Below are 25516 nucleotides of genomic sequence, written 5' to 3' on the forward strand. Positions count from 1 at the left end.
CGCCCGCGCCGCTGCGGTAGCCGGTGCCGCGACTCGGCATACCCCGGGTTTTCATAACAGGGGATTTTGTAAGAAAACCACTTACTCCGCATATTATTTCGCTGTCGGCAGCGTACATTTCTGTATGTATAAACCCTGCGACGCCGCGTAAATCTTTGTAGAATACCCAGCCCTAGCTTACAAGAAAGTCCACCAGGAACGCTCCTGGGACGGGCTCCCCGGTATAATTTGCTAGTGTGTAAGCATACCGCGTTGTTTTTGCGCATTCTGGGTATTCATGCTGCGTCAATTTTCTTTCGCCCGCCTGGGCATGTCGGTGTTCGTGTTTGTGCTGAGCCTGTTCGGCCGCAGCGCCGTGGCCGCGCCCAGCGTGGCGTTTTACTACGGCAGCAATCCGCCGCTGGTCACGCTGGCCACTTATGACTGGGCCGTGGTGGAGCCAGATGCCCTGCCCGCCCCGCCCGTCGGTGGCAAAACCACGTGGTTTGCCTATGTGAGTCTGGGCGAGGTGCATCCGGAGCGCGACTACGCGCGCGACATCCCGGCAGCCTGGCAGTTGGGCAGCAATGCCGCCTGGGGCGGCGCGGTCATTGACCAGACGCCAGCGGCGTGGCCGCAGTTTGTGCTGGACCGCATGATCACGCCCTTGTGGCAGCGCGGTTATCACGCTTTTTTTCTGGATACGCTCGACGCCTTTAACCTGGTGGCCCGCACCGACGCGCAACGCCAGGCGCAGGCCGATGGGCTGGTGCGCGTGATCAAGGCCATCAAGGCGCGCTATCCCGAGGCGCAGCTGTTTGCCAATCGCGGCTTTGAAATCATGCCGCGCATACACGATCAACTGGTCGGCGTGGCATTCGAGTCATTGGTGCAGGGATGGGATGCCGACAAGAAACAGTTCCGCACAGTGCCCGTGGCCGACCAGCAATGGTTGCTGCAGCAACTGGCGCCGATCACCACACAATATAAATTGCCGGTAGTGGCCATTGATTACGCCGCCCCTGCCGACAGCGCACGCATTGCGCAGCAAATCAGCGCGCACGGCTTTATTCCGTGGGTGAGCGATCCCTTGCTGTCCACCCTGCCCGCCCCTGCGCCGCTGGCCGGGCTCAAGCCGCTGCCGCGCAAGGTTTATATCCTTTACAACGCCCGGCTGGCGCCCAGCATCATGGGCAACGAAATTCTTTATTTATCCACCCCGCTCAATTATCTGGGTTTGGTGCCGCGCTATATCGATGTGGCCGGGCCGATGCCGGACGATATCGATAGTGGCCAGGTTGCCGGTGTGATCAGTTGGCTGACCGCAGGCAACAGCACGCCCGCCGCCGAGCAATGGCTCAGCCGCGCGCTGGCGGCGCATGTGCCGTGGGTGATGCTGGGCAATCCGGGCTTTGATCTGGATAGCGGTTGGCAAGGTCAGCTTGGCATTCAGTCGGATAACGGCGTCACCACCGTCGAGCAAGCACGCATTTTGCAGCAATCGCCGCTGCTGCAGGCAGAGGCCCCGTTGTTGCCGCAGCGGGTCGGTTTTTGGGGCTGGCATTTACGCGACGGCACGCCGTGGCTGACCATAGGCGCGGGTGACCGCCAGCATGTCGCCATCGCAGTCACGCCTTGGGGCGGTTATGCGCTTGATCCTTATATGTTGGTGGAACTGCCTGATTACACCGCGCGTTGGCTGATTGATCCGGTCGCGTTCTTCCAGAAAGCGCTGCAATTGCCACCGATGCCGGTGCCCGATGTGACCACCGAAAATGGTCGCCGGGTATTTCTGTTTCATATCGATGGCGATGGCTTTGTCTCCAAAGCCGAGCGTCCGGGCTATCCGATTTCCGGCAAAGTCATGACCGACGAAGTACTCAGCCGTCGTGCGCTGCCGGTAACGGCTTCGGTTATTGAAGGCGAAATCGGCCCAACCGGCCTTTACCCCAAACAATCCGCCGAATTTGAAAAAGCCGCACGGGCCATGTTTGCTTTGCCCAATGTCGAGATTGCCAGCCACTCTTATTCGCACCCCTTCAAATGGGGCCTGGCCGAGGCTGGCGTGGGCGAGAGTTACCACCTCGATATCCCTGGCTACGTGTTTAATATTCAACGCGAAACCAAAGACTCGATCGACTACATCAATCGTCGCCTGGTGCCGCCGGGCAAAAAAGTGGAAGTCTATCTGTGGCCCGGCGATTGCAACCCGCCCCCCGATGCCATTGCCGCCGTGCGCCAGACCGGCGTGCTGGCCATGAATGGCGGTGACACGCTGATTACGCGCAGCCAGAACACCCTTACCCAGGTGGACGCGATTGGTTTGTACAAGCGCGACGAACTGCAGATTTTTGCGCCCAACCAGAACGAGAACGTCTACACCAACGACTGGACCGGCCCGTATTACGGCTTCCGCCGTGCCATCGAAACCTTTGAGCTGACCGATTTACCGCGGCGCTATAAAGCCATCGACGTGTACGTGCATTTTTATACCGCCAGCAAACGCGCCTCGCTCGATGCGCTCAACCAGACGCTGGACTGGGCGCAGCAACAAGCCATTACCCCGCTGTATGCGTCGCAATACATCGCGCGTGCCACCAGCTTTTTTGTCGATGCACAGGTAGCCCGCGACGGCGATGCCTTTGTGCTGCATGGCGGCGCGCTGCGCACCTTCCGTATCCCGCAAAGCATGGGTTATCCCGATCTGGGCAAAAGTACCGGCGTGGCCGGTTATCTGGATCACGGCGTGGAGCGTTATCTGCATCTGACTGGCCCGGACGCACGTATAGCGTTGCAAGCGAGCGCGCCCACGCAAATCTCGCTGGCCGACGCCAATGGCGTGACGCAACAGGCGCATATCACGCCACAACGACTGGAAATCCGTTTACGCGCCGAACAACAGAATCTGCAATTCAGCCTGCGCAATGCGCAAGGTTGTAGCGTGACCGCCGACGGCAAACCCGTGTCCGCCAGCAGCACCGATGGCACCGTGACTCACTATAAATTGACTACGCATGCTGCCTCGATCATCGCCCAATGCCCACGTTGAACCGCAAGAACGGGCGCGCCTGGTTTCGCGCTGGAGCATTGCGGCCCTCGTAATCGTGGTGGGCGCAGGGCTGGTGTTCTTGTTTCCGCGCGAATCGATTACGCGTGCGGCGGCGTTGGCACGCCCGGAAGATGCGCTGGCCTCCGATTATTTGCGCTCAGAACTGGCGCACCATCCCGACGACGTCGAAGTGCGCCAGACGCTGGTGGGGCGTTATGCGCGCGCTGGCAATTTTGCCGAGGCGCAGCGCTTGCTGGCGCCGATGGCCGCCAATCCGCATACGCGGCAACAGGCCGATCTGGCGCGGGTGGATTTGCAGGAAGCCGAAATCAGCTCGCTGCTGCCGGGCGCGCCACGCGTGGCCGCCATCGAACGCATGCACAGCCTGATTGCCGAAGTAACGCAAAGCTGGCTGGACCAACGCGTGGTGCTCGACCCCAACTGGCTGATGACTAAATTGTCGACGTGGGCGCCCGAATTGCTGGACCCGGTGTATTTATCGATGGCGCAGCGGCAGCCGGCTGAGGCGGGGCGTTGGTTGGCCAAAGCCGCTGATTCGGCCATGGGCGCCGGGCATTATAAAGCCAGCGCACAAGCCTGGTTTGCTGCGCAAGATGCCGCCAGAGATCCGGCGCAACGGCGCATGTATTTCATGCGTGGCGTTTCGGCGCTGCGCGCGGGCAATCTGGCAACCGAAGCCGTGCGCGAGGCCGAGCAACATGGCCAGGAATGGCGCAATGACCGCGAAGTACTGATCCTGCTGATCAACCTGGCGCGCGCCAGCAACAACCCAGCCATGGCCGACCGCTACGCCCGCCGCTTGCTGCAGATGAGCTGGCTGCAGCTGCCCGGCAATGGGCGCGGTAGCGTTATCGTTGCGGATTACCCACGTGCCCTGCCCCGCCTGGCATTGGGCCTGCCGGCACCCAACGGGGTGCTGCGGACCGCCGAGACCGCGCCTGCGCCGAGTAGCGCCGGGCAACCCCACGCCGCCTATGACGGCGAAACCTGGCGTCTGGCCTATGACGTTTTCGTCAGCAATAAAAAACTGAACGACGCGCTGACGGTGGCGCAAACCGCGCTCAAATCCGTGCCCGACGATGCTGATTGGCAACGCCGTTATGCCCAGGCCGCAGAATGGTCAGGCCAGCCCGCGCTGGCGTTACCGATGTGGCGCAAGCTGGCGCAGCAAAGCAATGATGAAACCGCATGGCAGGCCGTGTTCCGCCTGGCGCCCAGCCTGCTGGATGACGATGCCTTGCTGGCGGCCTGGCAGCATACCGAGCAACAACGCGCGCTCACCGATAAAGAGTGGCTGCAGCTGGTGGCCATCTACGAACGCATCGGCCAGCCGCGCAAAGGCGCGCAGATGTTTGAAGCCGCCTTCCAGCGTCGCGCCACGCCTTTATTGCTGGAACAAGCGGGCTGGTTGCGTCAGCGCGATGGCGACGACGCCGGTGCCGCGCGCGATTACGAGCAATTGATGAGCCGCTTTGGCCCACGCGTGGATTGGGCCACCACGCTCGCCGCCTTGCGCTACAGCCATAGCGATCTGGAAGGCGCGTATCAGGCGCTGTGGCAGGCGCACACCGTGGCGCGCGCCGATGATGAGAACTACTGGCGCACCCTGGGTGATCTGGCGTGGTATCTGCATCACAGCGAACAGGCGCGGCTGGCACTGGACCATCTGCATGAGCAAAACCAGTGGCAGGCACTGGATGTGGAACGCATGCTGGCTTTGCTGCCGTCCACTGATCTGCTGGCACGGCAGGCCTTGCTGGAAAACGCCTGGCGGCAATTCCACCAGGTCGACTTTTTGATCGACGCGCTCGCCCTGGACATGGACCGGGTGGATTACAGTGGCGCCCACCGCCTGCTGAACTCGCTCGACCCCCAGCAACTGGCCACGCTCGAAGCCAATGCCGGGTTTCTGGTCCAGCGCGCCCGCCTCGAACAATCCGAACATCAACTCCCCGCCGCCCAACGCGATATCACCGCCGCGTTGGCCTTGACGCCCGACTCGATCGAGCTGCGCATCAGCATCATCTGGTTGCTGGTCGAACGCCGCGATGCCGCCACCTTGTCTGGCGTGTTGCCGCGCTGGGAGCATGCCGCCGCCGACAACCCCTCGCTGGCCGAAGCCATCGCCGCGGGTTGGCAATCGCTGGGCCAGCTCAATCGCGCCATCGCCTGGAGCCGCAAACTGTTGCCGCTGCATCAAGACGACATGCTGTGGCTGAGCAACTACGCCGATATGATCGAACAAGCTGGCCAGATGGATCTGGCGTGGCAAATCCGGCGTTATGCCTGGCAAAATCGCGATGTCATGCCCGCGCGCGATATCGACACGCTGGTGTCGCGGCTGGCGCAAACGCTGCGCTTTGCGCCGATCGACCAGGCGCAACGCGCGCTGTACGCCGCCATCATGCAAGCGCAAACCCCGGCCGGCGCTGCGCCGAGCCAGGCCGATCGCGATCGCATCGACGAGTTGGTGTACAGCTGGCATCTGGGCCAGGAAGACGATGCCGCCGCACGCTTCTGGTACTGGCAACGCCATGCACGCCAACTGACCGATCCGCATTATCTGGAGCTGGCGGCGGCGGTGAAGCGCGGCGACGACGAGGCGATCGCACGGTTTCTGGCACGCGATGGCGTGGCGACGCAACCGGCGGACCAGGCCTCGATGGCACAAGAAGCCGGGCTGTGGCCGCTGGCGCTATCGCTCACGCATTACCACGCCAACGGCACGCCCGATAACGATGCCCTGCATCTGAGCCTGAGCGACCAGTTGCTGGCCAATCAGCCGGAACAAGTGGCGCTGGGCATGGTGCGGGTGCAGGGTAGCGATGTCACCGGCACGCGCTTGCTGCTGCAAGGCACAGCGGCGCTCACGCCCAATACCCGCTTGTCGCTGGCGCTGGACCGCGCCCCGCTGACTTATGAACCCAGCGGCTACAGCCAGATCAACACGCACGCCATGGTGACCTTGTCGTTGCTCGGCCCCAGCAATGCCCGTGGCGGCGGCGCGGGTCTGAGCCTCAGCGCGCTGGCCAACAAGGGGCGCCAGTCCTATGCCGGTTTTGTGCTGCATCTGGCGGGCGGAGTGGAAGACCTGGGCTGGACGCTGGAAGGTGCGATCAATGAACAAGCCGCCGATGACGGCCTGCTGATGTTGCTGGGCAAACAAGACCGGGTTACGGCGCAAGGCAGTTGGCGCATCAATCGCATGATCAATGGCGAAGTCCAACTCAGCTATAACCGCTTTGCCTTGCAGGACGGCACTTATCTGGGCGCAAAAACCGATGAAGCGCTGGCGCTGCAATATCGGCTGCCGCAATCGCCATTCAGCGTGCGTGGCAGCGTCGAGGCGGCGCAGTACCACGCCAGCGGCAACACCAGCAGCAACTACGACAATGTACTGCCCAATACCGACACGCTGGGCAGCGCCGAATTGCTGCCGCAGAACTTCCAGCGCGCTGATATCGCGCTCGGCTACGACATCGAAAACCGCGACGTTTTCCGCCGCGATATCCGGCCGTTTGGCTCGATCGGGACGGGCTACCACTCGATCAGTGGACGGCAATTTGAATGGCTGATCGGCCTGGGCGGACGCGTGTTTGGCAGCGACCGGCTGGCGCTGTACGGGCAGCAGAATACCGATGCCAGTGGCGGGCAAAACCGCGAATACGGCTTGAACTATGAATTCTATTATTGAGGGGGCAATTTTTATGCACACATCCAGTTCTTATCGCGGCGTCTGGCGCCGGCTTGCAGCCAGCGTGGGCGCGGCTGCCCTGCTGGGCCTGAGCGCTTGCGCGGTCACGAGCACCAGTGGCAACAGCACGCCCGCGCTGCCTGCGGCCGAAAAATGGGCGATGTTGCCCTTGCTCAACCGCACTGAAACCCCACTGGCCGGCTTGCGCGCCGAATCCATCGTCGAGCCTTTGCTGGTGCAACACGGCCTGACCCAGTTGCAGCTGTACCCGTCCAGCCTGGCCAAAGACAGCATGCTGGCCGCCGATGACCGGGCCGCCGTGGACGCGGCGCGCCAGTGGGCGCAAGCGCAGCACATCCGCTACGCGGTCGGTGGCAGCGTGGATGAATGGCGTTACAAGGTGGGCGTCGATGGCGAACCGGCCGTGGGCGTCAGCCTGATGGTGTGGGATCTGCAAACCGGCCAGGTGGTGTGGAGTGGCGTCGGCGGCAAGAGTGGTTATTCGCGTGAGGCGCTCTCGGCCGTGGCGCAAAAGCTCATCAGCAAATTGATTGACGACCTGCCGCTTGCGCGAGGCACCAGTGCCCCTGCTCAGTAAAACGCCCTGGCGCCAATATGCCATTCGCCGCCGCACCTGGTGGCAATGGGTCGAAGCCTTGCTGGTGCCGGTGATCGGCCTGGCACTGGCGCTGCTGGTGCATCCCGATGACGCGTTTACCCGACACGACGGCTTTCCCTGGCTGTGGCTGGCGCCTTTGCTGGTGGCATTGCGCTATGGCGTGCTGCCCGGTTTGCTCAGCGGCGGTGTGCTGCTGGCGGCGTGGCCGGTCTGGGGCGACGCACCCATTCCCCCCGCGGCGTATTTTATTGGCGGCCTGATGCTGGTGATTATCGGCGGCCAGTTCAGCGGCTTGTGGCACACGCGTGAGCGCCGGGTGCAAGAGCTCAACCAGTATCTGGACCAACGTATGGACCAGCTGGCGCGGCGTTATCACTTGTTGCGCTTGTCGCATGAGCGGCTGGAACAGAACCTGATCAGCCGGCCACAAACGCTGCGCGACTCGCTGGCCAAATTGCGCGATCTGTTGGCCACCCTGCCGCCGCATGAAGGCCTGTCGGCGGCGCAGCCGTTTCTGGATTTCATGACCGAGTTCTGTCAGCTCGAAGGCGCGGTGATCTTTGCCGCGCAAAAAAACCGGCTGCTGCCCGACCCGGTCGCGCTGGTGGGCCGCGATATGGATTATCAGGTGGATGATCCACTGATCCGTTTTGCGCTCGACCGGCGCGAGCTGTGCCATGTGCAAAGCGAAAACATCGATATCGCGCCCAGCAAACTGCTGGTGGCGCTGCCGCTGAAAAACAGCCTGGGCCAGTTGATGGGCTTGCTCGCGGTCAAGCAAATGCCTTTCTTTGCCCTGACCGACGACAACCTGCAAATGCTGTCAGTGCTGTCGGCCTATTACACCGAGCAAATCGTGGTGCGCGACAGTGCCGCCGCCTTGCTTGATGTAATGCCGGATTGCCCGCGTGAATTTGCCTACGAGGTATTCAATCTGCAACGGGTACAGCGCGAGACCGGCATTTCCAGCGTGATCGTGGTGCAGATTTTCCATCCCGGCCGCCATCAGCGCGACGCGTTCGAACTGGTGCGCAAACACCAACGTGCGCTGGACCAGGTCTGGGCCATCGACACCACGCGCAATCGCTTGCTGGTGACCTTGATGCCGCTGGCGACGCTGGTGTCGCTGGAAGGCTATCTGGCGCGTATCGAACATTTGCTGCGCGAGCAACTGGCGCTGACCCTGGCTGAGGCAGGCTACGAAACGCGCCACGTTGAGCTGTCGCAGCCAGCGGGCTGGTTGCTGTTACAGGATGTGTTGAATGCCAACCGTAACTAGACGCGGTTTACGCCGCGCACTGGCGGTCATCGGCCAATTGCCGTGGTTGGGCCTGGCGCTGGCCGATGTGCTGGTGCTGCTGGCTTTGCTGGCAGCCGAAACGCCCGGCATGCAGGTGGTATGGGCGGTGGCGCACGTGACGGTGAGCGCGGTGTTGGTGGGCTGGATCTGGCGCTGGCTGCTGCTGCAATGGGAAGAAGAACGTTGGCATGTGTTGTTGTTGCTGGTGGCGCTGGCGCTGTTCTTGCCCGCCATCGGCCCGCTCGGCCTGGCCTTTGCCGCCGCGCTGGCGCAGCAACTGCCGGAACGACGTGAGGTCACCGATTATTTTCGCGTGCTGCCCGCGCCGGAATTCACGTTGCGCACGGCGCAGCGTGAAGTGCGTTATGGCGTGGGCGGCGTACGCGCGCGGCTGGCTGATCCGCTGGCGCCCAGCAATATCCGCCTGAATGCCTTGCTGACGCTCAAATCGATGCCGCAGCGCTTATCCAACGATATGTTGCGCGATTTGCTGGACGACCCGGAAGAAGACCTGCGCCTGCTGGCCTACGGCATGCTGGATCAGGAAGAAAAACGCATCAATGCCCAGATCAACGATGCGCTGACGCAATACGCTGCGGCAGATACCCGCGCGGCCGCCGCGCAACGGCTGGCCTTTTTGTACTGGGAACAGATTTACCACGGCATGGCGCAGGGCGATCTGCGCCGCTACGCGCTGGAGCAATCGGCGCGTTATCTGGAAGAAGCCGTGGCGGCGCAGCCCGATCAGGCCGATCTGTGGATGCTGCGCGGCAAGCTGCACGCTGCGCGCGGCGAAACGGATCTGGCGCGCGACGCCTATCAACAGGCCAGTTTGCTGGGTTTTCCCATCGTGCGACTGATCCCGTATCTGGCCGAACATGCTTATCGCCAGCGCGACTTTGAGGGGGTGCGCGCGCTGCTGAACAGCCTGCATTTTTTGCACGTGAACGATACGCTGCAGCCCGTGGCGCGTTACTGGAGAAAGGCGTCATGAAGAACAGCACGCTGGCCGAACTGGCCACCGCGCCCGAGGTGGATGTGTGCCTGTTGCTGGAAGGCACGTTTCCCTATGTCAGTGGCGGCGTGTCGAGCTGGGTCAACCAGATGATACGTGGGTTCCCGCACATGACCTTTGGCATCGTGTTTCTGGGCAGCCGCCGCAGCGATTACAACGAAATGAAGTACGCCATTCCGGATAACGTCAAATGGCTGACGGAACATTATCTGCATGATCAAGAACCCGGCACCGTGCACGCGCGTCCCGCTGCGCGCGCGGGGGACAAGGCGCTGTTCGCCAATGTCCGCGACGCCCACGCCGCGTTTCAGGCGCCGCACGCCCCCGATACCCAGCCCGATGCGGTGCGCCGCATGATCGGCCAGTTGCTGGCGGGTACCTTGAGCAAGGACGATTTTCTGTACAGCGAAGAATCGTGGAAGGTGATCCGCGATCAATATCGCGCACGCTCATCCGACCCTTCGTTCGTCGATTATTTCTGGACCATCCGCGCCATGCATACGCCAATCTGGATGCTGGCGGCGTTAGCGCGCGGCCTGCCGCGGGCGCGGGCTTACCACACGGTTTCCACCGGTTACGCCGGCTTTCTGGGCGCTATGCTGCGTCAGCAAAGCGGCCGCCCGCTGTTGTTATCCGAGCACGGCATTTACACCAAAGAACGCAAGATCGATCTGTATCAGAGCGACTGGATACGCGATAACCGCAATGTGTTTGAACGCGAAGTGACGCAGATCAGCTATTTCCGCGCGCTGTGGATCCGCTTTTTTGAGGTGCTGGGCAAGCTTTGCTACGACTCGGCCGACCACATCATTGCGCTGTACGAAAACAACCGCCTGCGCCAGATTGCCGACGGCGCACCGGCCGAGCGCACCATCAATATCCCCAATGGCGTGGATTTGCCGCGCCTGGCGCCATTGCGCGAGCTGCGCCCAGCCGAAATCCCGCAAGTGCTGTGTCTGATCGGCCGCGTGGTGCCGATCAAGGACATCAAGACGTTTATTCGCGCCATGCGCACGGTGGTGAACCAGTTGCCCCACGCCGAAGCGTGGATCGCCGGGCCGGAAGATGAGTCACCGGAATACGCCGAGGAATGCCGCAATCTGGCAACCAGCCTGGGCTTGAGCGAAAAAGTGAAGTTTCTCGGTTTTCAGAAGATCAACGAGCTGATGCCCAAAGTGGGCGTACTGATCTTGAGCTCGATCTCCGAAGCGCTGCCGCTGGTGGTGCTGGAAGGCTTTGCGGCGGGCGTGCCCTCGATTACCACCGATGTCGGCTCTTGCCGGCAGTTGATCTACGGGCTGGATGCCGAAGACCAGGCCATCGGCGCGGCTGGCCGCGTGGTGGGCGTGGCCGACGCCCCTGCCCTCGCCCATGCCGCCATCGAACTGCTCGGTGACCCGGCCGCGTGGACTGCGGCACAGACTGCGGGCGTGGAACGTGTAACGCGTTATTACACGCACGCGCATATGTTTGGCGCATATCAATCGATTTACCAACAGGCATTGCAGATGCCCGATACCGCTGGAGTAATCGCCTGATGGCGGGGATAGGTTTTGAGCTGCGCAAGATACTCAAGCGCGATAATTATTTCGCCCTGCTGGAGGCGTATACCTACGCCGGCCTGATTGGCGCCGGGCCGTGGATATTGTCCATCGTCGGCGTGCAACTGATCGGCTTTTTAAGTTTGACGGTGGTGGTGCCGCAATTTTCGGTGGCGCAATTCCAGGTCTCGGTCACCTATTTATTAGCCGCCAGCCTGATTGTGACCGGGCCACTGCAATTGGCATTTACTCGCTATATTGCCGATCGCTTGTTTGATAAACACGAAGAACAAGTCTTGCCCAATTTTCTCGGGGCGCAATTGTTTACTTTGCTGGTGGCGGCAGTAATCGGTGGCGTGCTGTTCTTTACCGCATTTGCCGGGCTGGATCTGGTGTATCGGCTGTTGATGTTTACCGGTTTTATCCTGTTGTGCCTGATCTGGATTGCGGCGATTTTCTTGTCCGGCATGAAGCGTTATCTGGCCATTGTGTGGCTGTTTGCGCTGGGCTATGGCGTTACCGTCATCGTTGCCTTATGGCTCCGCCCCTACGGCCTGAACGGCTTGCTGGGTGGTTTTGTCACCGGCCATTACGTTTTGGCGTGCGGGCTGTGGTTTCTGGTGTTGCGCGCTTATCCGTCAAAGTATTTGCTGGCTTTTGATTTTCTTAAAAAAGACCGCATGTATCGCGCGCTGCTCTGGACCGGCTTGTTTTACAACCTGGCCATCTGGCTGGATAAAGCCATTTTCTGGTATTCGCCATCGACCAGCCAACATGTGATCGGTCCGCTGCGCGCGTCCAGCATTTATGACTTTCCCATCTTTCTGGCCTATCTCTCGATCATTCCCGGCATGGCCGCGTTTCTGGTGCGCATCGAGACGGATTTTGTCGAGTATTACAACCGCTTTTATGACGCAATCCGCGATGGCGGCTCATTGGATCAGATCGAAACCTTGCGCAACGAAATGGTATTCACCATACGGCAAGGCCTGGCCGAGATCATCAAAATCCAGGGCCTGGCCGTGCTGGTCGCGTTTATGCTCGGCGATAAAGTGTTTAAGTTGCTGGGGATTTCGCCGCTGTATTTGCCGCTGTTATATATCGATGTGGTGGCAGCGGGATTACAGGTAGCGCTATTGGCAATCCTGAACATCTTTTTCTATCTGGATAAACGCCGCGAAGTCTTGCTGGTGACCGGACTGTTTGTGCTGAGCAATGGCGTGCTGACCGGCCTGTCGATCTGGGCGGGCCCCAGCTGGTATGGCATGGGCTTTGCCTGCGCGCTGCTGATTGTGGTGGTGGTGGCCATGGTGATCCTGAACGCGCGCCTGGACAAACTGGAGTACGAGACCTTTATGCTGCAGTGAGCAAGGCCCCGGCTGGCATCTCTGCTGCAAGCCAGGGCCCGGCCGCGGGCAAGTTGGGCAATGCGTGGCGCAACCGCTCAGCCCGCCAGCGCGGCACGTTGGCGACCGTTTTTGACGGTTAGCCAGATTGCCGCGATCAGAAAGTAGAACGCGCCGAATCCTGCGTACGGCGCCACCGTCGTGACGTCCAGCGCGATGCCACTCTGCGCCTGATAAAACATAAAGCCACCCGCCAGCGCGGACTGAGCGCCGCTCACCAGCATGGGCCACTGACCACTGGCGGTGTTCCAGCGCCGCACCCCGGTTGCCAACTGCAGCAATCCCGAAAAAATTGCCCACGCACCAAAGACCGTGATGACGGCAGGCATGCCAACGCTGAGCGCCCAGCACACCGCGAGTGCGATGACGCTGCTGACGATCAGGTTGAATTTCTGCGACGGGTTAACGCCCAGGCCGCCATTGCTGCGGGCATCCAGATAATTGGCGAGCGCATCCCACGCCGGGTATGCGACCAGCAGCGCCGCACCGATGGCCGGATTGGGTTTGCCCACGATAACGGCGAGCGCGATCCAGATGATGGAAACGCCGGTGCGCAGAAAATAATAGGTCTGCAGCCAACGGTCGAGGGAACGATCGGCGGCGTTGGTGGTGGCAGCTTGCATGGTGGTTCTCCAGGGGTCAGGGCCATCGCGTGAGCGACGATTATCTATCAGTAGGTAGGTAAGCAAGCCGCAACTCGGCGCGCTTGTGGGGGTAAGGACAACTCGGGTTAAAACATCCAGCAGGCCAAGGGGGCAGCGACGAATGCACCGTCACCTCTATCCAGCCACCGGCCAAGGCAACAAATGCTAGCCTACTAGTTGGTAGACTGCAATATGCCGTCTGGCGGCACAATCGCACCGCCTTGTTAGCGCGGAGGTGCGCTTTGATCGATTACCTACCAACTGGTAGAATAGTTGGCCATTCAACCTGGAACAATCTTGCTATGTATGCAGAGCTTTCACCGAAAGCCGCGGAAATCGTGACGCTGACTCGGTCACTGCTAGAGGCAGGCGGGTACAACAGCTTTAGTTATGCAGATATTTCGGCCCGCGTGCAAATCAGCAAGGCGAGCATTCATTATCATTTTCCGACCAAGGCGGAACTGGTGCGTGAGGTGGTGGCGCGCTATCGCGCCGAGGCGCGCGAGGGATTGGCGATGCTGGACCGGCAGTTGGCCGATCCGGCGGCCGCGTTGCAGGCCTATGTGGGCTATTGGACCAACTGCATCGAGAAGGGAACGTCCTCGTTCTGCATCTGCGCCATGCTGGCGGCCGAGCTGCCCAGCATACCGGCCGAGGTGGCCGCTGAGGTGCAGGGGCATTTTGAAGATCTGGATGCCTGGCTGGCATCCATCTTTGAGCGTGGTGTGGCCAAGGGCCAGTTTCAGCTGGAGGGCAGCGCGCTGATCGAGGCCCGGTTTTTTATGTCCGCGGTATATGGGGCGATGCTGGCAGCACGCGGTCTGGCGGATCCGCGCATGTTTGAAGCGCTGGTGGCCATGGCGATCAAACGGTTGACGCGCGACGCCTGAGCGGCCTTGCAGCGCCGCCCTGCCCCCGCGCGCTGCAATTGCAATGATTAATGCTTGCGACCGTTGGCCGTGGCCGCCGGACAAGTCTCACATTGCTTGGTACACACTTTGTCCAGACTCTGCGACAAGGCACACACCGAGCGACGACACGCCACAAAGCGGATGTTTTCTTCGTGTGCCATCTCGCGGTAGTGGCGCATCACGTTGTGCCCCAGAAAATCAGTAAACAGGATGATCAGGTCCACGCCTTTCAGGCTGGCGGGTTTACGTTGATGCGATGCATTGCGGCCTGACACGTGTTTATGAATGGCAATGCCGTATTGATTAAGCACGTCCGGGATATTGCCGAGGGTGTCTGCGCCGACGAGATAGGCTTGCATAGTGGCTCTCCATGGTTTGCATCAAAAAGCCACGCCTTGCGCAGCGGATGGAGAGCATCTTATTTTAAATGAGAACCGTTATCAATACGATTTACGCAGATTTTTTACCGGCGGCTTGCAGAACTTTTTTCCCCGGGAAAGTACCTGCCACCCGCAAACGCCGCAGTGGCAGGCGTGGGTAGGTCAGGACCAGACCAGCACCACCTTGCCGCGATTGCCACCGTCTGCCACGTGCTGATGCGCTTGCGCCACATCCTCTGCCGCAAAAGTCTTGTCGATGGTCACGCGCAAACTGCCCGCGTCCAGACCCGGTAATACATGCTCGCGCAATCCACGCACGATGCGCGCTTTGGCTTCGATCGGCTGCGAGCGCAGCGTACTGCCGCGCACAGTCTGGCGTTTAACCAGCAACTGACCCATATTCGCCTGCGCCATCGGGCCGCGCAGCATGCCGATCACGATGATCTGGCCGTCGGCGTTCAGGCAGGCCTGATTACGCGGCAGATAGTCGCCACCCACGGTATCGAGAATCAGATCGACGCCGCCCAACTCCTTCAGCACGTCTTCAAATTGCTGATCGTGGTAATCAATGGCCAGATCGGCACCCAGTTCGCGGCAGTAGGCGCACTTATCCGGGCCACCAGCGGTAACCGCCACCCACGCGCCATAGCTTTTGCACAGCTGGATGCCAGCGCTGCCGATGCCGCTGGCACCGGCATGGATCAGCACGCGCTGGCCTTGGCGCAACTGGCCCAGCTCCACCAGGTTAAACCACACCGTCATCCAGGTTTCCGGCAGGCTGGCGGCGTCGATATCGGTCAGATGTTCCGGCGTGGGCAGCGCCAGCCGTGCATCCAGCAAGGCATATTCGGCATAGCCACCGCCGCCGATCAAACCAAACACGCGCTGGCCGACGCTAAAACCTTCGACCGCGCTGCCCAAGCTTTCGACCACGCCAGAGATTTCCATACCCATGATCAGCGATTCGCCCGGTGGCGGCGGATAGTTGCCTTCGCGCTGGGCCAGATCGGCGCGGTTGATGCCGCTGGCGGCCACTTTCACCAGCAATTGGTGCGCGGCGGGTTCGGGGCGTTCGATTTGCGTGATCTGCAGCGTGTCGACGCCACCGGGTTGGCTTTGGGTAACTGCGCGCATCTGGGGCATGGCAATAACTCCGTTCTGGTTTGGGTATGGCTTTGTATGCAAAAAGGCCACGGAATTCCGTGGCCTTTGCATTACAACTGACTGCGACTAGCGCTTAGCCTTCGGACGGTACGTCGGCCACTTGCTGGGCAGCAGTGGCTTCGTCGTTCAGCACGGCCTTGATCGACAGGCGCACGCGGCCCTTGTCGTCTTGTTCCAGTGCCTTCACGCGTACAACCTGGCCTTCTTTCAGGTAGTCCGACACGTTCTTGATGCGTTCGTTGGCGATCTGGCTGATGTGCACCAGACCATCGCGGCCCGGCATGATCGACACAATGGCGCCGACGTTGTTGTCCAGAATCTTGACGACCGGGCCTTCGTAGATCTTGCCGATTTCCACTTCAGCGGTAATTTCGCTGATGCGGCGTTTGGCTTCGTCAGCACCTTCCGAAGATACGGACGCGATGGTGATCGTGCCGTCTTCCTGGATGTCGATTTGCGTACCGGTTTCTTCGGTCAGCGCGCGGATCACCGAACCACCCTTGCCGATCACGTCACGGATTTTTTCCGGATTGATCTTCATGGTGTACAGACGCGGAGCGTGTGCGCTGACTTCTTCGCGCGCGCCGCCCACTTCGTTCTTCATGATGCCGAGGATGTGCAGACGGCCAGCTTGGGCCTGGTCCAGCGCAACCTTCATGATTTCCTTGGTGATGCCGTCGATCTTGATGTCCATCTGCAGTGCGGTAACGCCTGCATCAGTACCGGCAACCTTGAAGTCCATGTCGCCGAGGTGATCTTCGTCGCCCAGGATGTCGGTCAGCACCGCAAAGCGGTTGCCTTCCTTGATCAGGCCCATGGCGATACCGGCCACGTGGTTCTTCAGCGGCACGCCCGCGTCCATCAGTGCCAGGCAACCGCCACACACCGAAGCCATCGAGGACGAACCGTTGGATTCGGTGATTTCCGAAACCACGCGCATCGAGTAGGCAAAGTCTTCCGGGCTCGGCAGCACGGCGATCAGCGCGCGCTTGGCCAGACGGCCGTGGCCGATTTCGCGGCGCTTGGGCGTGCCCACGCGGCCGGTTTCACCGGTGGAGTACGGCGGGAAGTTGTAATGCAGCATGAAGCGGTCGGTGTATTCGCCGGCCAGCGCATCAATCTTTTGCTCGTCCAGCTTGGTGCCGAGGGTGGCGACCACCAGACCCTGGGTTTCGCCACGGGTAAACAGTGCCGAACCGTGGGTACGCGGCAGCACGCTGGTGCGCACGGTAATCGGACGCACGGTGCGGGTGTCGCGGCCGTCGATACGCGGGAAACCGTCCAGAATCTGGTTACGCACGATCTTGGCTTCCATGTCATGGAAAATGCCGCGGATCTTGTTGGCTTGCAGCGTATCGGTGTCTTCGTTGATCAGGGCGGTTTTCACCAGATCCCAGGCTTCGTTGAGCTTGACGGTACGCGCTTGCTTTTGCGGAATGCGGAAGGCTTGAGCGATGGCTTCGCCGGCGATTTGCTTGATCTGGCCTTCGAGCGCTTCGTCACGGACGGGCTCGTTCCAGTCAAACAGTTCGGGGTTCACTTCATCGGCCAGCGCGTTGATGGCGGCGATGGCTTTCTGCATTTCGTCATGGCCAAACACCACGGCGCCCAGCATCACTTCTTCCGACAGCTCTTTGGCTTCGGATTCAACCATCAGCACGGCTTTTTCGGTACCGGCGACGACAAGGTCGAGTTCGCTGGTAGCCAGCTCTTCTTTGGTCGGGTTCAGCAGGTACTGGCCGTTGGCGTAACCCACGCGTGCAGCGCCGATCGGGCCCTGGAACGGCACGCCGGAAATCGCCAGCGCAGCGGAGGCGCCGATCATGGCGGGGATATCGGAATCAATTTGCGGATCCAGCGACACCACGGTGGCGATGATCTGGATTTCGTTGAAAAAGCCTTCCGGGAACAGCGGACGGATCGGACGATCGATCAGGCGGCTGGTCAGAATTTCTTTTTCCGAAGGACGGCCTTCGCGCTTGAAGAAGCCACCCGGGATTTTACCGGCGGCGTAAGTACGTTCTTGATAATCAACGGTCAGGGGGAAGAAATCCTGGCCGGGTTTGACGCCGCGCGCAGCCACAACGGTGACCAGCACAACGGTATCGTCCATGGAAACCAGAACCGCACCGGAGGCCTGGCGAGCGATTTCGCCCGTTTCCAGCGTCACGGTATGGCGGCCGTATTGGAAAGACTTGGAGATTTTATTGAACACGGATTGCTATCCTTTTCAGTAATGCGCTTTTCGGCCACAAGCGCGTGCGATTGCCGCTGCGGTCAGGCCGGGAGACAGAAGCCGACGCGTTGTGTTCGACGCCGTTCGGAATCCATCCGGGACAAGGGGGCGCGTGGCGCCAGTTTCATGACCCTGTCCATGACCGCCAGTTCCAGCACAGTCCAACACCACTCCTCGCCGCCGGAACTGCAATTTGACGAGGGAGGGCTAAAAACACGATGAGCACCAGACAGGGATGTCAGGTGCTCGATGCGATTGCTTTTCAGCGTACTGAAAAACAAAAAAGTCGCAGTTTTCACTGCGACTTCTTATGAGATTACTTACGCAGACCCAGCTTGGCGATCAGTTCGCGGTAGCTTTCGACGTTGGTGCGCTTGAGGTAATCCAGCAGGCGACGACGGCGGGAAACCATTTTCAGCAGGCCGCGGCGGGAGTGGTGATCCTTGGCGTTGGCTTTGAAGTGGGGGGTCAGATCGTTGATGCGGGCGGTCAACAGGGCCACTTGAACTTCAGGGCTGCCGGTGTCGCCAGCGGCGCGTTGGAACTGGCCGACGATTTCGGCTTTTTGCGTAACAGATACAGTCATTTGGAACTCCGATTCCGATTAAATCAGTCTGGACATCAACACGATGTCGTTCGACTGGACAAGCAAGGCAGAGCTTTCATCGCACCCCGCGCCTTGCTCCATTTACCAGCGTCATCCCCAGCGGGTTTAGCCAGGGATTGCCAGCAGACGTTTGGGCCGCAGCACATCATCGGATGCCACTTCGCCCAAACCGATGAACGCGCCATTATGCCCATTTGCCAAGGTGCCGTAAAGCCGCAAACCACTGGCGGAGACTGGCCAGGCGCTGCTGCGCGCCACGCTCATGCCGTGCAGCATGCGCTCGGTTTCGGCGGCATCCAGCGTAATGGCCGGCAGGTCTTGCAACAGCGTGTCGGGCTGCAGCAACAAGGCTTCGCGCGCGGGCATGTCCATTTCGATCAGCTCGTCCAGCGTCACCGCTTCCGCCAGTTTGAAACCGGCAGTCTGGGTACGGCGCAAACCGGCCAGATAAGCGCCGCAACCCAAGGTGCGGCCAATGTCGTCGGCCAGCGTGCGGATGTAAGTGCCCTTGCTGCAGGCCACGTCGATCACTAGCACATCGGCCTCGAAACTGACGATATCAATCTGATAAATCGTGACGTGGCGAATCTTGCGCTCGATCTCGATGCCTTCGCGCGCGTATTCATATAGCGCTTTGCCTTCGAACTTGAGCGCAGAGTGCATCGGCGGGATTTGTTCGATGGGGCCGGTGTATTGCTGCAGCACCGCTTCGATCTGCGCGCGGCCGCACGTCACCGCGCCGCTGCGGCTAATGCCGCCCTCGCCGTCCAGCGTGGTCGACACCTGGCCTAACTGGATGGTGGCGCGATAGCCCTTGTCGGCATCCAGCATGCGTTGCGCAAACTTGGTGGCCTCGCCAAAACATAGCGGCAACAGGCCAGTGGCGAAAGGATCAAGTACGCCGGTGTGGCCGGCTTTCTCGGCCTGAAACAACCAGCGCACTTTTTGCAGAATGTTATTGCTGGACCAGCCAAACGGCTTGTCCAGCAGCAACACGCCGTCGATTTTACGTTTTGCCATGCGCCCGGCTTAGCCTTCTTGCTTGGGTTCAGCGTCGTGGTCTTCTGCCGCGGCTTCGTCGTCATCCAGCGGGGCCGAGGTGCTGACCGCTTGCTGGATCAGGCTGTCCAGCGCCATGCCGCGCTCTACCGAGTGATCGTATTCAAAATGCAGCTCCGGCATCTTGAACAGCGAAATGCCGCGCGCCAGCTGGCTGCGGATAAAGCCTTTGGCGGCTTCCAGCTTTTCGGCGATCGACTTGGCGTCTTCCGGCGTGCCAAGGAAGGTGTAGAAGATTTTGGCGTGCGAATAATCGCGCGTTACTTCGACGTCGGTAATGGTGATCAGCGATGCTTTGGGATGATCCAGCTCAGCGCGGATCAGCTCGGCGGTATCGCGCTGCAATTGCTGCGCCACGCGGTCCGAGCGTGAAAAATGTTTTGCTTGTTTAGCCATGATGGGGTCTACCCGCCGCGCTCGAGGTGATGCGCAGCCTGCCAGAATGCAAAAAGGCGCAGAACCGGTCTGGTCCTGCGCCGCCGGTGTCCCGGCCGACCACCACCTCGTGGCGGCCGGGATACCTGGTATTACAGCGTACGTGCCACTTCGACGATTTCGAACACTTCCAGCTGATCGCCTTCCTGGATGTCGTTGTAGTTCTTGAGTTGCAAGCCGCACTCGTAGCCGGCCTTGACCTCTTTAACGTCATCCTTGAAGCGCTTGAGCGTTTCGAGCTCGCCCTGATGCACCACCACGTTGTTACGCAGCAGGCGCACGCCGGCACCGCGTTTAACCGTACCGTCAAGCACATAACAACCGGCAATCGAACCGACCTTCGAAATCACGAAGACCTGGCGGATTTCGACCAGACCGATGATCTGTTCGCGTTTTTCCGGCGCCAGCATGCCCGACAGCGCCGCCTTCACATCGTCCACAACGTCATAAATGATGTTGTAGTAACGGATGTCGACGCCTTCAGCCTCGGCCAGCTTGCGTGCGGCTGCATCGGCGCGGACGTTAAAGCCCACCACGACGGCCTTCGAAGCCAGTGCCAGGTTGATGTCCGATTCGCTGATACCACCGACGCCCGAGTGCAGGATCTGCACACGCACTTCGGAAGTGGACAGCTTGAGCAGCGAGCTGGACAGCGCTTCCAGCGAACCCTGCACATCGCTCTTGATGACGATAGGCAGGTTTTGCACTTCGCCTTCGGCCATCTGCGCGAACATGTTTTCGAGCTTGGTGGCTTGTTGCTTGGCAAACTTGACGTCGCGGAACTTGCCTTGACGGAACAAGGCGATTTCACGCGCCTTCTTCTCATCGGCCAGCACCATGGCGTCTTCACCGGCGCTCGGCACTTCGGACAGACCCAGAATTTCGACCGGAATCGACGGGCCAGCTTCGTTGATCTGCTTGCCGTTCTCGTCGAGCATGGCGCGAATACGGCCATACACGCCGCCAGCCAGCAGCACGTCGCCCTTCTTCAGGGTACCGCTTTGCACCAGCATGGTGGCCACAGCGCCGCGGCCTTTATCCAGACGCGCTTCGATGATGATGCCCTTGGCAGGCGCATCGATCGGGGCGGTCAGTTCCAGCACTTCGGCTTGCAGCAGGATGGCGTCGAGCAGTTCGTCGATGCCCGTGCCTTGTTTGGCCGAGACTTCGATGAACTGGGTATCGCCACCCCAGTCTTCCGGCACCACCTCTTGCGCCACCAGTTCCTGGCGGATGCGCTCGGGGTTTGCGCCTTGCTTGTCGATCTTGTTGACCGCAACCACGATCGGAACACCGGCCGCTTTGGCGTGGTGAACCGCTTCAATGGTTTGCGGCATTACGCCGTCATCGGCTGCCACCACCAGCACCACAATATCGGTGGCCGAGGCGCCGCGAGCACGCATGGCGGTAAACGCCTCGTGGCCCGGGGTATCCAGGAAGGTAATAACGCCCTTCTCGGTCTCGACGTGGTATGCGCCAATGTGCTGCGTAATGCCACCGGCTTCGCCCGCCGCCACTTTGGCGCGACGGATGTAATCCAGCAGCGAGGTCTTGCCGTGATCGACGTGACCCATCACGGTAACGACCGGTGCGCGCGGCAGTACTTCGTGCTCGCCCGCCTTGCTGTCGTCGCCCAGATAGATTTCCGGATCGTCATGCTTGGCAGCCACCGGCGCATGGCCCATTTCTTCCACCACGATCATGGCGGTTTCCTGGTCCAGCACCTGGTTGATGGTCACCATCATGCCCATCTTCATCAGGGCCTTGACCACTTCAACGCCCTTGACGGCCATCTTGTGCGCCAGATCGGCCACGCTGATGGTTTCGGGCACGTCAACCGTACGGCTGATCGGCTCGGTCGGCGCCTGGAAGGCGTGAGCGTTGTTGTCTTGTTGTTGCTTGTTGCGACCGCCGGACTTGCGCGATTTCCAGTCATTACCGCCAGCGTCGCCGCCTTTGGTACGCAGACCTTTCTTGCCACCGCGCTTGTCGTCTTCCCACGCGCCCTTCTCTGCTTTCTTCTTGTCAGCAGGTTTGGCGACAGGGGCCGGGGCCGGGGCTGCCGCTTTGGCAGGTTCCGGCGCACGCAGCGGCTCGTTACGCGGCTTGCGCAGTTCAACGCGCATACCGATACGCGGACGGCCACCGTCATGCTCGGACGCGCCAGCCGAAGCCGGGGCCGGAGCAGGTGCGGCAGCGCGAACCGGGGCTGGCGCAGGAGCAGGCGTCGGCGCAGCGGCTTGCGCCACCGGTGCCGGAGCAGCCACTGGCGTCGGCGCCGGAGCGGCAGCGACTTCAGCCACAGCCACCGCAGCGACGGCCGGAGCCGGTGCAGCCACGGCGGCTTGTTCGGCCACAGCAGGCGCGGCAACGGTTTCGGCCACAGCCACGGCGTCGTCTTTACGCACGCCACCATCACGATTGTGCTTGGCTTGCATCTCGGCCGCCTGGCGCGCAAACAGTTCGTTCTGGCGCCGTGCTTCTTGCTCACGCGCGGCCAGTTCAGATTCGTTCACGATCGGTGCGCCGTTGCTACCGGCATTGCTGTTGCTGGCCGCGCCCGAGTACACCTCGGCACGTTCCGGCGCAGCGCCGCCTTCGGGCGTTACCACCACACGCTTCTTGCGCACTTCAACCTGAATGGTCTTGGCTTTGCCGGTTGCGTCGGTCTTGCGGATTTCAGTTGTTTCTTTACGCGTCAGCGTGATCTTGGGCTTGTCCGCGCCAGCACCATGCTTGCGTTGCAAGTGGTCCAGCAGACGCGTCTTGTCCTCGGCCGTTACCGAATCGGATTCGTTGTGCTTGACCACACCTGCCGCGCGCAATTGCTCCAGCAGCTCTTGCGGCGGCATCTTCAGTTCTGCCGCGAATTGACTGACTTTCAGTTCACTCATGCATTTCCTCCCGCCTTATGCGAACCAATGCTCGCGGGCCTTCATAATCAGCTGTTTGGCATCGTCTTCACCGATGCCGATCATTTCTACCAGCTCGTCGACGGCCAGTTCTGCCAGGTCGTCACGGGTATGGATGTCATGCTCAGCCAGTTTGGTTGCCAGTTCGGCCGACATGCCTTGCAGATCGCGCAGGTCTTCCGATTGGTGTTCCAGTTTTTCTTCGCGGGCAATGGCTTGCGTCAGCAGCGCATCGCGGGCACGGGCACGCAACTCGTTCACGGTGTCTTCGTCAAACGCCTCGATCTCGAGCATTTCGTTCAGCGGCACATAGGCCACTTCTTCCAGCGTGTTGAAACCTTCCTGCACCAGCACGTCGGCTACATCTTCGTCTACGTCCAGTGCCTTGACGAACAGCTCGCGCACTTTCGAGAACTCGGCTTCGTGTTTCACTTCAGCTTCGTTCACGGTCATGATGTTGAGCTTCCAGCCGGTCAGTTCAGACGCCAGTTTCACGTTCTGACCGCCGCGGCCGATGGCCATGGCCAGGTTGTCTTCGTCAACGATCACGTCCATGGCGTGGCTGTCTTCGTCTACGACGATGGAGCTCACGTCCGCCGGGCTCAGCGCGCCAATCACAAACTGCGCCGGATCAGCCGACCACAACACGATGTCGACACGCTCACCAGCCAGTTCGTTGGTCACCGCGTTAACGCGGGTACCACGCACACCAATACATGTGCCTTGCGGATCAACACGCGGGTCGTTGGACTTGACCGCGATCTTGGCGCGCATACCAGGGTCACGCGCCACGCCTTTCAGTTCGATCAGGTTGTTCTCGATTTCCGGAACTTCCATTTCAAACAGTTTTTCCATGAACTGCGGCGCAATCCGGCTCAACACCAGTTGCGGGCCACGGCCCATGCGATCAATGCGCAGCAGGAAAGCACGCACGCGGTCACCCACGCGCAGGTTTTCTTTGGGGATCATCTGGTCGCGCGGCAGAATTGCTTCAAGCTTGCCCAGTTCGATGATCGCGCTACCGCGTTCAATGCGTTTGATACTGCCCGACACGATATGCTCGCGACGTTGCAGGAAATCGTTCAGGTTCTGTTCGCGCTCAGCGTCGCGGATCTTTTGCAGGATGACCTGCTTGGCGGTTTGCGCGCCAATGCGGCCAAACTCGATCGGCTCGAGTTCTTCTTCCCACGTATCACCCAGTTGCAACGCCTTGTCATACTCAGGCGCATCGGTGATGGCGATCTGACGCGACGGTTCTTCGTGGTCATTGTCTTCAACCACCGTCCAGACGCGGAAGCTGCGGTAATCGCCGGTATCGCGATCAATGGCAACGCGGACATCCACTTCGTCGTCGTAACGCTTTTTGGTTGCAGACGCGAGCGCCAGCTCCAGCGCGGTGAACACGACGTCTTTCTCTACATTTTTTTCGCGTGCCAGCGCGTCGACCAGCAGCAGAATTTCACGGCTCATTGTCTAATATCCCTCGGCAAAAACCCGGCCAGCTGTAATGCTTTTTTGTATTTACCCGGGCACACGGGCGACGCCCGCATTCATCCCGAAAACCATCTGTAGCCGCGTTCTGTCTCTCAATCAGAATTGCGGCTCCAGGCGTACCTTGTCGATGTGCGCCTGCTCGATCGTCAAGCGCTCACCGTCTACGTCTACCACTACCTTGTTGTCTTCCAGGCCTACCAGTTTGCCGACAAAGCGTTTGCGCTTGTCCGGCAAGGGCATGCGCATCTTGACGCGCACCATTTCACCCGCAAAACGGGCGAAATCAGCGGGCGTCTTGATGGCGCGATCAAGACCGGGCGACGACACCTCAAGGCGGTCGTAGCCGATGTTTTCTACCATGAACAAGCGCGTCAAATGGTTGCTGACCGTGGCGCAATCTTCCACGGTGATGCCACCCGGCTTGTCGATGAACAAGCGCACCAGACCGTTCTGGCCCAGTTCGAGATCGACCACCTCGTAACCCAGACCCGGGACTGTCGCTTCAACCACGCTTTGCAGGTTCACTGCCATAAAAGTGCAAAATCCTTTTCGCAAACAAAAAATGGGCTGCTACAACAGCGCCCATTTCAAGCACTCCCTTGTTGTTGCGGCACGTGCGATGCCGTTTGGGCACCAGAACGTAAAACACACCGCTAGGGGATAGACCGGATTCTATCAGAAACAAGACTTTGGCGAAACTCTGGCTTGCAGCTCAGCACGCAAGGCGCCGTGACGGCGTCATGAATAACAAGACCGGGCCGCGATGTTATCCGGGCAAAAATCAGCGCCACCAGGCGCTGCGGGCCGCTTGCCACGCACCATCGTGAGGCCCGGGCAAGCCGGATCAACCCGCTACCCCGGCACTTTGCGCCATGTACTTGATCGCACAAGGAATTAACCCCAACCCGCTGGCCACCCCGGTTACAGCGCGCGCAAGCACCCTGCTACAGCATTGTGCACAGCGCGTCACACCAGGGCAGGCTCACCTTGTGACCCGCGCATTACATCACTAGAGTTACGCGCTATTGAAGTCGAGGTGCCACGTAGCGC

General features: G+C 60.5%; 18 protein-coding genes. 8 read left to right on the forward strand and 10 right to left on the reverse strand.

Features of this window, described 5'->3' with window-relative positions; genetic code table 11:
• Nucleotides 1-277: 277 nt before the first annotated feature.
• Genes ACYQ1A_RS14545 through pelG form a run of 7 tightly spaced genes read left to right on the forward strand, consistent with a single transcriptional unit; the run spans nucleotide 278 to nucleotide 12585 of the window.
• Complete coding sequence (locus ACYQ1A_RS14545) at nucleotides 278-3028, forward strand: bifunctional glycoside hydrolase/polysaccharide deacetylase family protein (RefSeq protein ID WP_499363103.1); 2751 nt, start codon at nucleotides 278-280, stop codon at nucleotides 3026-3028.
• On the forward strand, nucleotides 2994-6743 hold the full coding sequence (locus tag ACYQ1A_RS14550; protein WP_499363105.1) for a tetratricopeptide repeat protein: 3750 nt from the start codon (nucleotides 2994-2996) through the stop codon (nucleotides 6741-6743). Before ACYQ1A_RS14545 ends, ACYQ1A_RS14550 begins: the two co-directional genes overlap by 35 nt.
• Before the next feature lie 13 nt (nucleotides 6744-6756).
• Nucleotides 6757-7341: a hypothetical protein gene (locus ACYQ1A_RS14555; RefSeq protein ID WP_499363107.1), complete on the forward strand. Its 585-nt coding sequence runs from the start codon at nucleotides 6757-6759 to the stop codon at nucleotides 7339-7341.
• Nucleotides 7325-8641, forward strand: a complete 1317-nt coding sequence (locus ACYQ1A_RS14560; protein ID WP_499363109.1) for a PelD GGDEF domain-containing protein — start codon at nucleotides 7325-7327, stop codon at nucleotides 8639-8641. Before ACYQ1A_RS14555 ends, ACYQ1A_RS14560 begins: the two co-directional genes overlap by 17 nt.
• Nucleotides 8625-9656, forward strand: a complete 1032-nt coding sequence (locus ACYQ1A_RS14565; RefSeq protein ID WP_499363111.1) for a tetratricopeptide repeat protein — start codon at nucleotides 8625-8627, stop codon at nucleotides 9654-9656. Before ACYQ1A_RS14560 ends, ACYQ1A_RS14565 begins: the two co-directional genes overlap by 17 nt.
• Entirely contained in the window at nucleotides 9653-11215 is a 1563-nt protein-coding gene (gene pelF / locus ACYQ1A_RS14570; RefSeq protein ID WP_499363113.1) for a GT4 family glycosyltransferase PelF, read from the forward strand. Before ACYQ1A_RS14565 ends, pelF begins: the two co-directional genes overlap by 4 nt.
• Nucleotides 11215-12585, forward strand: coding sequence for an exopolysaccharide Pel transporter PelG (gene pelG / locus ACYQ1A_RS14575; RefSeq protein WP_499363115.1), 1371 nt, complete (start codon nucleotides 11215-11217; stop codon nucleotides 12583-12585). Before pelF ends, pelG begins: the two co-directional genes overlap by 1 nt.
• A gap of 77 nt (nucleotides 12586-12662) precedes the next feature.
• On the opposite strand, the gene ACYQ1A_RS14580 is transcribed toward pelG, so the two are convergent.
• A complete protein-coding gene (locus ACYQ1A_RS14580) occupies nucleotides 12663-13247 on the reverse strand; it encodes a DUF308 domain-containing protein (RefSeq protein ID WP_499363117.1) in 585 nt (194 codons plus the stop codon).
• Between the two features lie 263 nt (nucleotides 13248-13510).
• On the opposite strand from ACYQ1A_RS14580, the gene ACYQ1A_RS14585 reads away from it, so the two are divergent.
• Nucleotides 13511-14158, forward strand: a complete 648-nt coding sequence (locus tag ACYQ1A_RS14585; RefSeq protein ID WP_499363119.1) for a TetR/AcrR family transcriptional regulator — start codon at nucleotides 13511-13513, stop codon at nucleotides 14156-14158.
• Between the two features lie 47 nt (nucleotides 14159-14205).
• On the opposite strand, the gene ACYQ1A_RS14590 is transcribed toward ACYQ1A_RS14585, so the two are convergent.
• The 9 genes from ACYQ1A_RS14590 to rimP all read right to left on the reverse strand — a co-directional run bounded on the left by ACYQ1A_RS14590 (nucleotide 14206) and on the right by rimP (nucleotide 24991).
• Nucleotides 14206-14538 (reverse strand): DUF2325 domain-containing protein, encoded by a 333-nt coding sequence (locus ACYQ1A_RS14590; protein ID WP_053937796.1) that lies wholly within the window; start codon nucleotides 14536-14538, stop codon nucleotides 14206-14208.
• Nucleotides 14539-14721: 183 nt separating this feature from the next.
• Complete coding sequence (locus tag ACYQ1A_RS14595; RefSeq protein WP_499363121.1) at nucleotides 14722-15702, reverse strand: NAD(P)H-quinone oxidoreductase; 981 nt, start codon at nucleotides 15700-15702, stop codon at nucleotides 14722-14724.
• Nucleotides 15703-15796: 94 nt separating this feature from the next.
• Nucleotides 15797-17938 (reverse strand): polyribonucleotide nucleotidyltransferase, encoded by a 2142-nt coding sequence (pnp, locus tag ACYQ1A_RS14600; RefSeq protein ID WP_499363123.1) that lies wholly within the window; start codon nucleotides 17936-17938, stop codon nucleotides 15797-15799.
• Nucleotides 17939-18275: 337 nt separating this feature from the next.
• Nucleotides 18276-18545 (reverse strand): 30S ribosomal protein S15, encoded by a 270-nt coding sequence (gene rpsO / locus ACYQ1A_RS14605; protein ID WP_053937794.1) that lies wholly within the window; start codon nucleotides 18543-18545, stop codon nucleotides 18276-18278.
• 126 nt (nucleotides 18546-18671) lie between these two features.
• Nucleotides 18672-19586 (reverse strand): tRNA pseudouridine(55) synthase TruB, encoded by a 915-nt coding sequence (gene truB / locus ACYQ1A_RS14610; RefSeq protein WP_499363125.1) that lies wholly within the window; start codon nucleotides 19584-19586, stop codon nucleotides 18672-18674.
• Between the two features lie 9 nt (nucleotides 19587-19595).
• Nucleotides 19596-20021, reverse strand: coding sequence for a 30S ribosome-binding factor RbfA (rbfA, locus tag ACYQ1A_RS14615; protein ID WP_499363127.1), 426 nt, complete (start codon nucleotides 20019-20021; stop codon nucleotides 19596-19598).
• Nucleotides 20022-20152: 131 nt separating this feature from the next.
• The gene (gene infB / locus ACYQ1A_RS14620) at nucleotides 20153-22954 is read right to left on the reverse strand and encodes a translation initiation factor IF-2 (protein WP_499363128.1); all 2802 of its coding nucleotides are present in this window, start codon (nucleotides 22952-22954) and stop codon (nucleotides 20153-20155) included.
• A 15-nt stretch (nucleotides 22955-22969) separates the two neighbouring features.
• Nucleotides 22970-24442: a transcription termination factor NusA gene (gene nusA / locus ACYQ1A_RS14625; RefSeq protein ID WP_499363129.1), complete on the reverse strand. Its 1473-nt coding sequence runs from the start codon at nucleotides 24440-24442 to the stop codon at nucleotides 22970-22972.
• 120 nt (nucleotides 24443-24562) lie between these two features.
• On the reverse strand, nucleotides 24563-24991 hold the full coding sequence (gene rimP, locus ACYQ1A_RS14630) for a ribosome maturation factor RimP (RefSeq protein WP_062222232.1): 429 nt from the start codon (nucleotides 24989-24991) through the stop codon (nucleotides 24563-24565).
• Between the last annotated feature and the right edge of the window lie 525 nt (nucleotides 24992-25516).

Source organism: Silvimonas sp. JCM 19000, from assembly GCF_054652575.1.

What these genes read in the sequence shown, in the direction of transcription:
- ACYQ1A_RS14565 (WP_499363111.1), top strand. Translation starts at nt 8,625, where the DNA reads ATGCCAACCGTAACTAGACGCGGTTTACGCCGCGCACTGGCGGTCATC.
- ACYQ1A_RS14550 (WP_499363105.1), top strand. Translation starts at nt 2,994, where the DNA reads ATGCTGCCTCGATCATCGCCCAATGCCCACGTTGAACCGCAAGAACGG.
- ACYQ1A_RS14545 (WP_499363103.1), top strand. Translation starts at nt 278, where the DNA reads ATGCTGCGTCAATTTTCTTTCGCCCGCCTGGGCATGTCGGTGTTCGTG.
- rbfA (WP_499363127.1), bottom strand. Translation starts at nt 20,021, where the DNA reads ATGGCTAAACAAGCAAAACATTTTTCACGCTCGGACCGCGTGGCGCAG.
- ACYQ1A_RS14590 (WP_053937796.1), bottom strand. Translation starts at nt 14,538, where the DNA reads ATGCAAGCCTATCTCGTCGGCGCAGACACCCTCGGCAATATCCCGGAC.
- rpsO (WP_053937794.1), bottom strand. Translation starts at nt 18,545, where the DNA reads ATGACTGTATCTGTTACGCAAAAAGCCGAAATCGTCGGCCAGTTCCAA.
- truB (WP_499363125.1), bottom strand. Translation starts at nt 19,586, where the DNA reads ATGGCAAAACGTAAAATCGACGGCGTGTTGCTGCTGGACAAGCCGTTT.
- pelF (WP_499363113.1), top strand. Translation starts at nt 9,653, where the DNA reads ATGAAGAACAGCACGCTGGCCGAACTGGCCACCGCGCCCGAGGTGGAT.
- ACYQ1A_RS14580 (WP_499363117.1), bottom strand. Translation starts at nt 13,247, where the DNA reads ATGCAAGCTGCCACCACCAACGCCGCCGATCGTTCCCTCGACCGTTGG.
- pelG (WP_499363115.1), top strand. Translation starts at nt 11,215, where the DNA reads ATGGCGGGGATAGGTTTTGAGCTGCGCAAGATACTCAAGCGCGATAAT.
- ACYQ1A_RS14595 (WP_499363121.1), bottom strand. Translation starts at nt 15,702, where the DNA reads ATGCCCCAGATGCGCGCAGTTACCCAAAGCCAACCCGGTGGCGTCGAC.
- infB (WP_499363128.1), bottom strand. Translation starts at nt 22,954, where the DNA reads ATGAGTGAACTGAAAGTCAGTCAATTCGCGGCAGAACTGAAGATGCCG.
- ACYQ1A_RS14555 (WP_499363107.1), top strand. Translation starts at nt 6,757, where the DNA reads ATGCACACATCCAGTTCTTATCGCGGCGTCTGGCGCCGGCTTGCAGCC.
- nusA (WP_499363129.1), bottom strand. Translation starts at nt 24,442, where the DNA reads ATGAGCCGTGAAATTCTGCTGCTGGTCGACGCGCTGGCACGCGAAAAA.